Origin of the sequence: Streptomyces sp. NBC_00691 (genome assembly GCF_036226665.1) — a bacterium.
In the GTDB taxonomy this organism is placed as follows: Bacteria; Actinomycetota; Actinomycetes; order Streptomycetales; family Streptomycetaceae; genus Streptomyces.
The window spans coordinates 1,842,620-1,856,262 of the sequence record NZ_CP109007.1; the positions used below are offsets into that span (position 1 = coordinate 1,842,620).

A 13,643-nucleotide genomic window follows, 5' to 3' on the forward strand; every position below is an offset into this window, starting at 1 on the left:
GACCGGTTCGACACCCAAACTAGCGCTGTTAGTTTTTGGGCGCCAGGGCCTCCGGACGTGCCCCCGGTCTCACCGGGACACCGACCGGCGGCCCACCGGCCCTCGACCGCGTACCCCGCCGATCGTGCCTCCCCTCCCCGGCCCTGTCCACGGACGTCCCGCACAGTCGTCCCCCTCGGGAACTGGCGGATGCCCCCTTGCCTCGCGCCACGTCCCGGCACCCGCACGGAATCGCCCCCACAGTGACGAAGGTCCTCCCCGCCGGGGGCGGGGAGGACCGGAGGCGAGACGTGCGGAGCGCCCGCCCTCGCGGGACGGACGACCGGGGTGTGGACGGACGACCGGGGAGGGACCGGCGGCCGGGGGCGGGCGACCGGGCGGGGCCGGCGATCGGGGACGGACGACCGGGTGGGGCGCGGTGGACGACGGACGCGGCTGGGGTCCGTCGTTCAGAGTTCCTGGGCCATGTCCGTGAGGTGGGCGAAGACGACGATGTTCGCCTCGTAGCCCTTGCTGTGGTCGAAGGCTCCGCCACAGGTGAGCAGCCGCAGTTCGGGCCGCCCGGTGGCGCCGTACACCTCCTTGTCGGGGAAGTCGGCCTTGGCGTACGTACGAACCCGGTCGACCGTGAAGACGGCGACCTTGCCGTCGGCGCGGGCGACCCGGACGGTGTTGCCGGGGCTGAGCGAGTCGAGGTTGAGGAAGACGGCGGGCCCGGTGCGGGTGTCGCGGTGGCCGACGACGACGGCGGTCCCCCGCTCGCCAGGGGTGACCCCCTTCGCGTACCAGCCGACGACATGGGGGTTGTCGACGGGCGGCGTGGCGAGCCGTCCCTCCGCGTCGAGACCGAGTTCGATCACCGGGGCCTCGACGGTCACGGCGGGCACGGCGACGGTGGTCGGCCGCGAACGGGTCAGCGGCGCCGGCGGGGGCGACGGACGGGGCGAGGGCACGGCCTTCGGCCGGGGCCCGGGCTTCGCCTTGTGGTCGAGCGCGGCCGTCGCCCCGGCCGCCGGGGCCGCCCCGGCCCGCCCGGAAACGGGCGGGGCCGAAGCGGACGGGGCCGCAGCGGACGAGGCGCCGGCGGGCCGCTCGGGGGCGGACGGCGCGGCGGCCGACCCTGCGCCCGACCCGGCGGCGAGTACCGTCTCGGCCGGTTCGTCGTCCCCGGCCCACCAGATTCCGCCGGTCACCAGGACCGCGACGATCGTCACGGTCCTGGCGAGGCGGAGCAGCCGCCGTTGCCGGCGCGAGAGGCGGGAGAACCTACTTCGCGCCATCGGTGCGGCGGCGCGAGCGGCGGATCAGGACGAGTCCGGCCGTACCGGCGAGGCCGGCGGCGACGGCCGCCGCGACGCCGAAGCCGGAGGACTCGTCGGCGGCCACTTCCGCGCTGCCGCCGCCGCCGGCACCGACCGGGCCGTGCGGGGGCCGGCCGTGACTCTGGCCGCCGTTGCCCCCGTTGCCGTTCCCGCCGTTGCCGTTTCCGCCGTTGCCGTTGCCCCCGTTGCCGTTCCCGCCGTTGCCGCCGTCCGGGCAGCTGACGCGGAAGACCTTCGACTTCGCCGCGCCGTTCTGGCCCACCCACGTCCACTCGACCTTGTACATGCCGGACGCCAGGCCGGTGATGTCGTCCGTGTGCCCGTCACCGGCGCTGTTGACGGCGATGCTGCCGTTCTTCAGCGACGGATCCTGGTTGCCTGGCCGGCCCGGCTGCTCGTAGATGTTCCACTGAATGCTCTGCAGGCCGTCGAAGTTGAAGGCCGCGAAGCGGAAGACGCAGCCGACCTGGGGCTCGTTGGCCTGGCTGGTGTCGGGGGTGCCCTGCCGGTGGACCTTGACGTCACCGTTGTCGCCGGGCGCGGCGAAGGCCGTCGGGGCGCCGGCGAGGGTCACGCCGCCGAGCGCCAGGGTGGCAAGGGTCGCGCGGAGCAGAGCGCGGGTGGGGGGAGTCGTCATGGTGAGGGTCCTCCAGTCGTGGCCATCGGATACTTACTGCGATAATCCGACTATCTGTCACGAATTGGACACAGAGAGTGGCGACACGGTCGCATCGCCGTTCCTCTCCACCCGTCCGGCCCACTCCCCGGCACCCGAGCACCGGATCAGATGATGCCGAAGAGGATTCCCGAGGCGAGGACGACCAGCGACGTGAGGGCCGCCCACTTCACCGTGAACCTGGTGTGGTCGCCGAACTCGACCTTCGCCATGCCGACGAGGACGTACACGGCGGGGACCAACGGGCTCGACATGTGCAGCGCCTGGCCCACCAGGGAGGCCCGCGCGATCTCCAGGGGCGAGACGCCGTGGGCGGCGCCCGCCTCCGCGAGGACCGGGACGACACCGAAGTAGAAGCCGTCGTTCGACATGAAGTAGGTCAGCGGGATGCTGAGCACACCGGTGACCAGGCCCATGTGCGGGCCCATGCCCTCCGGGATGGCGCCGACGAGCCAGTCGGCCATGTGCTTGACCATGCCCGTGCCGGTGAGGACACCGGTGAAGACAGCGGCGGCGAAGACCATGCCGGAGACATTGAGGACGTTGTCCGCGTGGGCGGCGATACGGGCCTTCTGCTCGGCCATGTTCGGGTAGTTGACGGTGAGCGCGAGCGCGGCGCCGAGCAGGAACAGCACCGGGATCGGCATCAGTTCGAGGATCATCGAGGCGAGCAGCGCGACCGTCAGTCCGGCGTTGAACCAGTACAGCTTGGGACGGAGGGTCGCGCGGTTCGGGTCGAGGCCCTGGAACCCGTCGTCCTGACCGGAGCCGGCGACGACGCCCGGCGCCTCACCGGAGCCGCCGACGGGCTTCTTGTTCAGAACCACGACACCGCCCCCGGTACCACCGGCACTGCCCGTACCACCAGCACTACCCGTACCACCGGTGCTACCGGCACCGCTGCCACCGCCGGCACCCGCCGTGACGAGGGCCGTGTCGGTCTCGGGCACCAGGGCCTCGTCGAGCGTGAGGTAGCCGATGCGCTTCCGCTCCCGGCGCCCGAGGACATACGCGAGGACGAGGACACAGAGCAGGCCCATGCCGAGCGCGGGAATCATCGGCACGAAGACGTCACCGGCGTCCAGCTTCAGCGCGGTCGCGGCGCGGGCCGTGGGACCTCCCCAGGGCAGGGTGTTCATGACGCCGTTCGCGGTGGCGGCGACACCCGTCATGACCACCAGGCTCATCCCGAGCCGCTTGTAGAGCGGATACATCGCCGAGACGGTGATCATGAAGGTGGTGGATCCGTCGCCGTCCAGCGACACGATCGCGGCGAGCACCGCCGTACCCACGACGATCCGTACGGGGTCGGCCTTACAGAAGCGCAGGATGCCCCGGACGATCGGGTCGAAGAGGCCGACGTCGATCATCACCCCGAAGTAGACGATGGCGAACATCAGCATCGCCGCCGTCGGTGCCAGTTTGCCGACGCCTTCGATGACGTAGTCGCCGAGCTGGGCCCCCTGCCCGACCACCACGCAGAACAGCGCGGGGATCAGCACGAGTGCCGCGATCGGCGACATCTTCTTCATCATGATCAGGACCAGAAACGTCGCGATCATGGCGAAGCCGAGGACGGTCAGCATGGAGGACACCTCACGTTCACCCTTGAACTCCCGCCGAGCGGCGGTCCGGATGACGGTAGGTGCCCCCTTCTGCCGTTAACAAGACGTTGACGCGTGAGCAATACGAGCAAAACCCCAGGTCACGGCAGGGGTGATACCTCGACGGGGAAGCCGTTCAGCACGGCCGTCCCCGACAGGGGGTCGAGCCGGGAGCCGTCGAGCAGCTGGTTGACGTTGACTCCGGGACGCGCGGACGCGACGGCCAGCCGCGTGCCCGGCCGGTCGTGACCCCAGCCGTGCGGCAGGCTCACCACTCCCGGGCGCACCCCGTCGGTCACCTCCACCGGCACCTCCAGATCGCCGCCCTCGCCCTTGATCCGCGCGAGGCCGCCGTCGGCGAGCCTCAGCCGGGCCGCGTCGTCGGGGTGCACCTGGAGGGTGCACCGGTTCGTGCCGCCGCCGAGCGCGGGGGTGTTGTGCAGCCAGCTGTTGTTCGAGCGCAGGTGGCGGCGCCCGACGAGCTGGACGCTGCCGGAGTCGGGTACGGCGTCGAGCGCGGCACGCAGCCGGGGCAGGTCGGCGGCGAGCGGCGCGGCGAACAGCTCGATGCGTCCGCTGCGGGTCTTGAGGACCTGCGGGAGACGCGGCTTGAGCGGGCCGAGGTCGATACCGTTCGGGTGGGCCCGCAGCTCGTCGAGGGTGAGCCCGTACGGGCCGAGGCGCAGCATCATGTCGAGCCGGCGCTCGGGCCCGCTGTCCCCGGTGAGCGCCGCCGCGAACTCCTCGGGGTCCGCCCCGTGGGCCGGCGAGTGCTCCTGGGTGACCGCCTTGGCGAGGGTCGTGTCGATCGCGAGCTGGTCGACGGCCGACGGCGGCGCCCCGTGCATCCCGGAGACGGCGAGGATGAGCCGGGCGTGGATCTCGCACTCGTCCATCCGGTCCGCCTCCAGGGGCACGGCGGCCGGGGTGTAGCGCACCTGGTCGCGCACCGCGAGGGCGTTGAAGGCGAAGTCGAAGTGGGCGCTCCGGGAGGGCGGGGGCGGCGGCAGCAGGACATCGGCGTGGCGGGTGGTCTCGTTGAGGTACGGGTCGACGCCGACCATCAGGTCGAGGGAGCCGAGCGCCGCGTCGAGGCGGTCCCCGTCGGGCGCGGAGAGGACGGGGTTGGAGGCGACGGTGATCAGCGCCCGGACGCGGCCCTTCCCGGGGGTCTCGATCTCCTCGGCGAGCGCGACCATCGGCAACTCCCCCTTGACTTCCGGGTGGTGCGAGACCCGGCTGTGCCGACGGCCGAGGGCGAAGCCCCTGCCGGGTCCCGCGGGGCGCGGGGCGGGTGCGGTGGCGGAGAGCGGGAAGAGGGCGCCGCCGGGCCGGTCGAGGTTGCCGGTGAGGATGTTGAGGACGTCGACGAGCCAGTTGGCGAGGGTGCCGTACGCCACGGTGGAGCTGCCCATCCGTCCGTAGACGGCGGCGGTGGGCGCCGCGGCGAGTTCCCGGGCGAGGGCGCGGATGGTGTCGGCGTCCACGTCGCAGGCGTCGGCGACCGCCTCCGGGCTGAACTCCCGTACGGCCGTCCGTACCTCCTCGACCCCCTCCACATGGGCGGCGAGCGGGCCGAGGTCGGTGAGCCCCTCCTCGAAGAGGGTGTGGACGAGCGCGGCGAGGAGGAACGCGTCGCCACCGGGTCGGATGGCGACGTGCCGGTCGGCGACGCGTGCGGTGCGGGTACGCCGGGGGTCGACGACGGTGAGGGTGCCGCCGCGCCGGCGCAGCGCCTTGAGCCTGCCGGGGAAGTCGGGGGCGGTGCACAGGCTTCCGTTGGAGTCCAGCGGGTTGGCTCCGAGGATCAGCAGGTGATCGGTGCGGTCCAGGTCCGGCACGGGGATCGCGAAGGGGTCTCCGAACAGCAGGCCGCTGGAGACGTGCTTGGGCATCTGGTCGATCGTCGACGCCGTGAAGAGGTTCCGTGTGCGCAACGCACCGATCAGCAGGGGCGGGTAGAGGGCGCCGGCGATCGTGTGCACATTGGGGTTGCCCAGGACGATACCCACGGCATCCGGCCCGTACTCCTCGATCAGCGGACGGATTCTCGTGGCGATCGTGTCGAACGCCTCTTCCCAGGTCGCCTCCTGGAGCCGCCCGTCCTTCCTGACCAGCGGGACGCGGAGCCGGTCGGGGTCGGCGTCGATGCCGGGAAAGGCGGCCCCCTTGGGGCAGACGAAGCCCTTGCTGAACACGTCCTCGCGGTTTCCGCGCGCTCCGGTGACCCGGGACCCGTCGATCGTCAGGGTCAGTCCGCAGGTCGCTTCGCAGAGGGGGCAGATGCGCGGGGCGGTGGGCATGGCGTCTCCCGGGGCAGCGTCGGGTCCGGGCCGGGGCGTCGGCCCGCCGCGAGCATACCGACCGGTAGGCACGGCCGGGAGGGTTACGACAGGGAGGGTGCGAGATAGGCGTGAAGGAGCTGCCGGGTCTCGTCGATGACGGCGGGGTCGCCCTCGGGGGCGGCACGGAAGGCGAGCCGGACGAGCGTGTCGGCGGTCTCGACGCCGACCCGGACCTTGCGGCGCAGCGTCGCGTCGGCGGGCCGGCCGAGGTGGGCGGCGAGCAGATCACAGATCCGCTCGGCGACCAGGCCGTTGGGGTCCTCGCCGGCCTCCTCGGCGGCAGGCACGCCGAAGTCGACGAGGGCGAAGCCGGGAACGGTCCGCTTCATGGCGATGAACTCGTCGAGGACTCCGTCGATGGCGGCGTGGGGGTCGGGGTCGGCGGTGGCGTCGAGGTGGGCGGCGATCCGCTCGGCGTACCGGTCGAGATTCCGGTGGGCGAGTGCGGAGACCATGGCCCGCTTGTTGTCGAAGAAGCGGTAGACGGAGCCGATGGGGACTCCCGCGCGGGCCGCGACGGCACGGGTGCTCAGCTGCTCGTAGCCGGTCTCGTCGAGCAGTTCGGCGCAGGTGTCGAGGATCCGGGCGAGCCGCTCGGCGCTCCGCTGCTGCACGGGGGCCCGGCGCAGTGGGGACGGGGTCTGGGCGTGGGACTGGGGCACGGGGTCCATGATGCCGTTCCGGCCCTCCTGTGAGGCCTCGCGGGGCCCGGAAGCCCGGAGGGCCGGCCTCCCCCGCGAACGCGACCCGCTCCCGAGGGTGACCTCCGGGAGGCGGGTCCAGCGGGTCTCGGCAAGAGGCGCCGGGATCTTCACGCGCGCCGGTGATCGGACTGGCGGGCGATCAGACGATCAGCAGACCGATGCCGCCGAGGGTGTACGCGATCATCAGCGCGAACAGCGGGAGTTGGCCGGCGACCGCACGGTCGGGCGGGAAGAGGCGCACGGACCGGTCGTGGGCGGCGACGACACCGAGGACGTGACCGGTGACGATCGCGGCGACCTGGAGGGTCGCGAGGCCCCCGGGGCCCAGGAACGGGGCGGGTGCGAGGGCGTTGTCAGTACCCCCTGCCATCATGACTGTGCGTGGCCCTTCGGTGACGAAGAGCGAGAAGTAGTGGGCGACGAGATAGCCGAGGGCGATGGGCAGGAGCGAGTGGGCGAAGGAGGTGAGCGGATTGGTGAGAGTGCGGTGCATCAGACGGAGGGCGCCCGCGCAGAGTCCGTAGCAGGCGGCGACGAGGGCGACGGCGGCGAGCAGGCCGAGCGTGGCGGTGGGGACGGGGCCGAGGGGTGAGGTCTGGAGGGTGGTGATCCATCGGGGGTTGTTGGAGAGGCCGTCGTAGGCGGTGGAGCCGAGGAGGACGCAGACGGTGGCGACGAGACCGGGGGTCTGCGGCGTGGCGTCGAGGCCGTGGAAGGGGGAGCGGAGGACGAGCCGGCCGTCGGCACGGCGGCCGAGCGGGGAGAGCCGTGCGAGAAGGGAGGAGTACACCTCGAAGGGGTCGGCATGGGCGAACCACCGGTCGCCGTAGCGGGCGGCGCCGATGAGCTGAACGCCGGTGTGGACGGCGAGGGCGATCAGGAGGGTGACGGAGGAGGTGTTGTCGGGGGCGACCAGTTCGAGCCAGGTGAAGAGGAGGAGCCCGAGGGCGGCGGGGCGGATGCCGACGGCGGCGGGCAGCGGGCGGGGGTTCCGCGGTGGGCGCAGGGAGTGGGCGGCGCGCAGGGGGTTGAGGAGGCGCCAGACGGGGCCGAGGAGGAGGGAGGCGGGGACGAGTCCGACCCAGAGCAGGACGTAGAGGGCGCCGGGCGCGGGGTTGCGGTCGGGGTCGTCCGGACCGAGGAGGAGGTGGAGGAGGAGGACGAGGGCGGCGACGGCGCCGAGGAGCCGGAGCGCGGTGCGGGTGGCGGGGGCGTCGGCGATCCGCTGGAGGGCGGCGGGGATCGGGCGGCCCGACAGGTCTCCGCGGAAACGGGAGGAGGACCAGAGCAGGCCGAGGGCGAGGAAGGAGATGAGGAGCGCGGCGAAGGCGCCCGCGTAGGCGTAGAAGGGCGAGAGGGGGAGGTCGTGCCGGGAGCCCACGCCGTGGGCGAGCGGAAGGCCGAGACCGAGGCCGGGATCGGCGGTGAGGGCGTGGGCCTGGCCGGTGAGGGAGTGGGCCTGGAGGTGGGCTTCGGCTTGCCCGTGGGCGTGGGCGAGTGGGGCGGCGTGGGTGAGTGGGCCGGTCATCGGACGACGAGTTGGGTGAGCAGGAGCCCGGACTCGTGGGTCTCGACCTCGAAGAGGCCGGTGCGGTCCGCGGTGAGGGTGAGGGTGGCCGGGGTGTGCGGAGAGAGGGGGAGTTCGCGGTCGTAGCCGTGCACATGGAGGGTGTCGGCGCGGTCGCTGGTGACACGGAGGGTGAGGAGTTCGCCCTTCTTCAACTCGACGCGGGAGGGGGGTGGCTGGACGGTCGATCCGGAGACGGTGATGTCGACGGTGCGTCCGGTGGCGGTCGGCCGGGGTTTCGGTGCGGGGCTCGGGGGTGCGGCGCCGTCCAGTCGGACGGTGACCTGGACGGGGGCGCCGGCGACGGCCCAGGCGGTGTGGTCGTCGGCGTGGAGGCGGACGGTGAGGGTACGGGTGCCGGCCGGCACGTACCCCCACGGGCCGTAGAGGCGGCCGGCCTCGCGGCCGTCGATCAGGAGGCGGGCGTGGCCGCGGCCCGGGAGGGCCGCGCCGCCGGTGCTGTCGGGGGTGAAGCGGAACCTCTCCACGGTGAGGTGGACGTTCCAGCCGCCCTCGGTGTCGGGGCGGGTATCGACGCGGACGGTGGGCGCCTGCGCGGCGGGGAGTTCGCGGAGCCGGTGCCCGCTCTCGTCCCGCGCGGTGAGCAGGGTGCCGGTGCCGCCGGTGGCCTCCTCGTGGCTGGTGCCGGGCTTGTGGTGGGTGGTGGCCCGGCCGCCGCAGCCGGTGAGGAGCAGGGCGGCGGCCAGGAGGGCGGTCAGGGCCGCGGCGAGCGACGGGCGGGAGGCACCGCCGAGCGGCCGGCTCATGCCGTGGCCTCGCCGTGCGGACGAGTCTCGGCCGGGGCGCCGCCCGTCCCTGGGGCCGCACTCACCCCCGGACCCGCCTCGGGACCGGCGCCACGCCCAACGTCCGGACCCGCGCCCGGCTCAGCGCCCGGAGCCGCGTCCGGAGCCGCGCCCGGAACCGCGCCCGGCCCAGCGCTCTGGCTCTTCGCGGTGTCGCGGTCAGGTCCATGCACCTGGGCATGGTCAGGGCCAGGGTCGGGGGCGTGGTCGGCGGCGGGCTTCGGGGTGGGGTCCGTGGGGGCCGGGCCGCGGGCTCCCGCCGCCACGACCGCCCACAGCACCCAGACGACGCCCAGGAGCAGGCGGAGCCAGGCGGGGCTGAGCGGGATGCCGGGGACCATCAGGATCGCCTTGTCGAAGGCGTCGAGGAGGGTGAGGGCGCCGAGGACGACGGTCGTCCACGCGAGGACGGGGCGGGCGGGGCGCAGGGCGAGGCCGAGGAGGGTCCACCAGACGCCGGTGAGGAGCAGGGCGAGGGCCGGGACGACGGTCGGGGTGAGGGCGAGCGTCGAGCCGGCGACGTCGAGGGCGAGGCCCGCGAGGCCGATGAGGGTCGCGACGCCCGCGAGGCGATGGTCGCGCAGGCGGCGCCACCAGAGGGCGAAGCCGGCCAGGGCGAGGACGAGGGAGCTGCCGAGGGCGAGTTGGGTCTCGACGCGCTGGAGGCCGCGGGCGCCGTACCAGTCGCAGCCTGCCGGGAGGCGGCGTGCCTGGACGTTGTAGTCGGCGCAGACGAGGAGTTGGGCGAGTTTGACGGGTTCGCCGATGAGCCGGTCGCCGCCGCCGGAGACGTCACCGCGGCGCGCCCCGCAGTCGGGGAGGGCGCCGGGGCTGGCGGCGCCGGTGTCGGGCTGCCAGCAGTTGCCGCCGCCCTGGCCGTCCCACCAGACGTCGGTGCGGTTGGGGCGGGCGGCGCCGTTCTTGTCGACGCCGAGGTGGTTGTCGGCGTAGCGGTTGTGGTGGGAGGTGTCGGTCTGCTTGCCCCAGGCGGATTCGCCGCGGATGAAGGCGGGGACGGCGTTGAGGTAGAAGGCGGCGCGCTGGTGGCCGTAGACCCAGTTGTTCTCGTAGAGGTTCCAGTTGCCGCCGGCGGTGATGATGCCGGTGCCGGGGGGCATGGAGATCTGGGGGCAGACGACGCCCTGTTCGTAGCCGCGCTCGACGGGCGGTCTGGCGCAGGTGCCGTCGGCGACGTACGGGTAGTAGTTCTGGTTGTTGTCGTGGATCAGGTTGCGTTCGAAGCGGGCGTGGTTCTGCGGCAGTCCGGGGTGGCCGGGGAAGGCGGAGTCCATGGAGGCGCCGCCCATGTTGTGGTCGAACTCGTTGTCGTGGACCCAGACGGAGTCTCCGGCGGTGCCGGAGTAGCCGACCATGTTGTGGTGGCTGCGGCAGCCGGTGATCTCGATGGAGTAGCGGGGGACGTCGTAGCCGCGGCCGTCGTTGATGTTGGAGGCCGAGCCGGGGTAGATGCCGGAGTCGCCGTTGCCGTAGGACTCGCAGTTCTTGTAGAGGCCGTGGTCGGAGGCGAAGGTGAGGAAGCCGTACTCGTCGTTCCAGCGGGTGAGGACGTCGTCGATGACGAAGCCGTCGGCGGCGAGGACGTACAGCGAGTTGAACGTGGTGCGCTGGGCCGTGAAGTTGCGGAAGTAGACGCCGTCGGTGCCGTCGGCCCGCAGGGCGTTGAGCTTCTGGTATTTGGCGTCGATGACGACATCGAGGCGGGAGGCCCCGGTGCCCTCGATCTGGAGGTTCTTCTTGCCGAGGACGGCCACGAGGTTCTGGTTGTGCGGGCACTGGCGCTGCTGCTCGTAGCTGAGGATCTGGTAGCCGAGGGAGGACTTGGGCGCGTCGAGGGTGGCGCAGGCTCCGGTGGGCGCGGGGAGCGAGGGCTCCTCCTCGTACAGGCCGGGGAGGATCGCGATGGTGAGGCCGGGCCGGTCGACGGCGTCGACGGCCTGCTGGAGGTGGCGGTAGCCCTCGCGGGCGCAGCGCTCGTAGAGGCTGAGGTTGCGGGCCTTGAGGGTGGCGGGGAAGCCGGAGATCCGGCGCTCGAAGGCGGTCCGGTCGGTCTTGCAGACGAGGAGGTCGGGTTCTCCGGTGCGGAGCTTCGGCACGGTGCCGGAGCCGTCGGGGAGGGTGACGGGCCGCTCCTCGTGGGCCTGGGCCCCGGGGGCGGTGAGCAGGGCCGCGGCGAGGGCCGCGAGCACGACCGAGAGCGCGAGGACGAACCTTCGGGTCCAGGACATGCGCGTGAGAGTAGAGCATTGTTCATCTTTTTTGACCCCCTCGCGCGGCAACCGTTTTCCGGGGGCTCCGCGGCCGGAGGCCGGCGTGCCGTTCCGGCCACCGGCCCCCGTCGACCCGTTGACGTGAGCCGCGCGGAATCCTACGGTCATGCATAGGATTCCCTTGTGGGCTTCCCTTGTGGGCTCAGGACAGGAGCGGGCGATGACCACGGAGCAGGCCGAGAGGCGCGAGCAGGCCAGGAAGACGGCCGAGGCGCTCGGTTACAGCACCGGTTTCGGCAACGAGCACAGCTCGGAGGCGATCCCCGGGGCACTGCCGCACGGCCGTAACTCACCGCAGCGGGCGCCGCTCGGCCTCTACGCCGAGCAGCTCAGCGGCAGTGCGTTCACCGAGCCGCGGGCGCACAACCGCCGTTCCTGGCTCTACCGGATCCACCCCTCGGCGGCGCACCCGCCGTTCACCCGGATCGACAACGGCGACATCCGCTCCGCGCCCTTCGACGAGACCGTGCCCGACCCCAACCGGCTGCGCTGGAACCCGCTGCCCGACCCGGCCCCCGGCACCGACTGGCTGGCCGGCCTGTGGACCCTCGGCGGCAACGGCGACGCGACCCAGCGGTCCGGCATGGCCGTCCACCTCTACCACGCGAACACCTCCATGGAGCGGGTCTTCGGAAACGCCGACGGCGAGCTGCTGATCGTCCCGGAGCGCGGCGGCCTCCTCCTCCGCACCGAGCTGGGCCTGCTCGCCGTCCACCCGGGCGAGACGGCGCTGATCCCGCGCGGGGTCCGCTTCCGCGTGGACCTCCTGGACGAGACCGCCCGCGGCTACGTCTGCGAGAACTACGGGGCTCCGTTCCAGCTCCCCGACCTCGGCCCGATCGGCGCCAACGGCCTCGCCAACGCCCGTGACTTCCGGGCCCCGGTCGCCGCCTACGAGGACGTCGAGGGCCCGGTCGAGGTGGTCAACAAGTACTGCGGAAACCTCTGGTCGGCGACGTACGGCCACTCGCCGCTCGATGTCGTCGCCTGGCACGGCAACCACACCCCGTACGTCTACGACCTGCACCGCTTCAATGTCATCGGGACCATCTCGTACGACCACCCCGACCCGTCGATCTTCACGGTCCTCACCTCGCCCTCCGACACCCCGGGGCTCGCGAGCGTGGACTTCGTGGTCTTCGCCCCGCGCTGGCTGGTCGGCGAGGACACCTTCCGGCCGCCGTACTTCCACCGCAACGTGATGAGCGAGTACATGGGCCTCGTCGAGGGCGCGTACGACGCGAAGGCGGAGGGCTTCGTGCCGGGTGGCGGCTCCCTGCACAACATGATGTCCGCGCACGGCCCCGACCGGGAGACCTTCGACCGGGCGAGCGCCGCCGAGCTGAAGCCGCAGAAGATCGACGACGGTCTCGCCTTCATGTTCGAGACCCGCTGGCCGGTGACCGCGACCCCGCAGGCCGCGGGCGCCGACCACCTGCAGAAGGGGTACGACGACGTATGGCAGGGTCTTGAGCGCCACTTTCGGCCGTAGTGTCTCGGCCGTAAGCCCGTAGCCTTCGTACGGAGAACCCGTGACCGCCTTCGCACCCGACTCGCTGGTCCTGAACCGCAAGCTGCCGCTCTGGTATCAGGTCTCGCAGTCGCTGCGCGCCTCGATACTGGGCCGCACGCCCGACGCCTCGCTGCGGCTGCCCACCGAGGAGCAGCTCGCGGCGCACTACGGCGTCAGCGTGCTCACGATGCGCCAGGCCCTCAAGGAACTCGAGGAGGAGGGCCTGATCAGCCGGCACCGGCGGCGCGGGACCTTCATCGAACCGGGCGCCCGGCGCTCCACCCCGCGCCGGCTGCTGGGCTCGATCGACGCGATCGTGGCCCAGCAGTCGGGCGAGCGGACGACGGTCCTCGGGCACGGCCCCGGGGCGGTGCCGGGTGAGCTCGCCGAGCACTTCCCCGATCTGACGGAGATCGTGGCGTACCGGCGGCTGCGCCGCGACGGGGAGAGCGGCGAGCCGACCAACTGGGCCGAGAACGCGGTGCGTCCCGAGCTCGCCGCCGCGATCGACCCGGCCGATCTGGAGCGCTGGCCGATGACGAAGGTGCTGCGGGACGTCGTGGGGGTGCGCATCAGCCGCATCACGGACACGGTCGAGGCCCGTCTCGCCGATCCGGAGACGGCGGCGCTCCTGGAGGTCCCGCTCCTCTCGCCGATCCTCCACTACACCGGCGTGACGTACGACGCGGAGGGGAGGGTCGTCGACGTGGCGCGCATCCGGTACCGGGGCGACCGTTTCTCCTTCACGGTCACGGTCGAGGCCCAGTAGGCCTGGTGGCGTGAGGCCGGTCCTTCCGGACGGTGGAGACCCACGGACG

At 72.6% G+C, this 13,643-nt stretch carries 10 protein-coding genes; 2 read left to right on the forward strand and 8 right to left on the reverse strand.

The genetic code is table 11. The annotated features are described in order from the left end of the window. Nucleotides 1-449: 449 nt before the first annotated feature. The 8 genes from OG392_RS08230 to OG392_RS08265 all read right to left on the reverse strand — a co-directional run bounded on the left by OG392_RS08230 (nt 450) and on the right by OG392_RS08265 (nt 11,270). Nucleotides 450-1,280, reverse strand: a complete 831-nt coding sequence (locus OG392_RS08230) for a class F sortase (protein WP_329277115.1) — start codon at nt 1,278-1,280, stop codon at nt 450-452. Further along, nucleotides 1,267-1,959: a hypothetical protein gene (locus OG392_RS08235; RefSeq protein ID WP_329277117.1), complete on the reverse strand. Its 693-nt coding sequence runs from the start codon at nt 1,957-1,959 to the stop codon at nt 1,267-1,269. The genes OG392_RS08230 and OG392_RS08235 overlap by 14 nt, the downstream gene beginning before the upstream one ends. 146 nt (nt 1,960-2,105) lie before the next feature. After that, a complete protein-coding gene (locus OG392_RS08240) occupies nt 2,106-3,584 on the reverse strand; it encodes a CitMHS family transporter (protein ID WP_329277120.1) in 1,479 nt (492 codons plus the stop codon). A 119-nt stretch (nt 3,585-3,703) separates the two neighbouring features. Continuing rightward, complete coding sequence (locus OG392_RS08245) at nt 3,704-5,905, reverse strand: molybdopterin oxidoreductase family protein (protein ID WP_329277122.1); 2,202 nt, start codon at nt 5,903-5,905, stop codon at nt 3,704-3,706. Between the two features lie 83 nt (nt 5,906-5,988). After that, nucleotides 5,989-6,618, reverse strand: a complete 630-nt coding sequence (locus OG392_RS08250) for a TetR/AcrR family transcriptional regulator (protein WP_329277124.1) — start codon at nt 6,616-6,618, stop codon at nt 5,989-5,991. Between the two features lie 172 nt (nt 6,619-6,790). Continuing rightward, on the reverse strand, nt 6,791-8,179 hold the full coding sequence (locus OG392_RS08255; protein WP_329277126.1) for a hypothetical protein: 1,389 nt from the start codon (nt 8,177-8,179) through the stop codon (nt 6,791-6,793). Further along, nucleotides 8,176-8,985 (reverse strand): hypothetical protein, encoded by an 810-nt coding sequence (locus OG392_RS08260; RefSeq protein ID WP_329277128.1) that lies wholly within the window; start codon nt 8,983-8,985, stop codon nt 8,176-8,178. Before OG392_RS08260 ends, OG392_RS08255 begins: the two co-directional genes overlap by 4 nt. Then, on the reverse strand, nt 8,982-11,270 hold the full coding sequence (locus OG392_RS08265) for a right-handed parallel beta-helix repeat-containing protein (protein ID WP_329277130.1): 2,289 nt from the start codon (nt 11,268-11,270) through the stop codon (nt 8,982-8,984). Before OG392_RS08265 ends, OG392_RS08260 begins: the two co-directional genes overlap by 4 nt. Nucleotides 11,271-11,472: 202 nt before the next feature. Here OG392_RS08265 and hmgA point away from each other — a divergent pair, with 202 nt between their 5' ends. Beyond that, on the forward strand, nt 11,473-12,804 hold the full coding sequence (hmgA, locus tag OG392_RS08270) for a homogentisate 1,2-dioxygenase (RefSeq protein WP_329277132.1): 1,332 nt from the start codon (nt 11,473-11,475) through the stop codon (nt 12,802-12,804). A gap of 40 nt (nt 12,805-12,844) precedes the next feature. Then, on the forward strand, nt 12,845-13,594 hold the full coding sequence (locus OG392_RS08275; RefSeq protein WP_329277134.1) for a GntR family transcriptional regulator: 750 nt from the start codon (nt 12,845-12,847) through the stop codon (nt 13,592-13,594). Nucleotides 13,595-13,643: the final 49 nt, after the last annotated feature.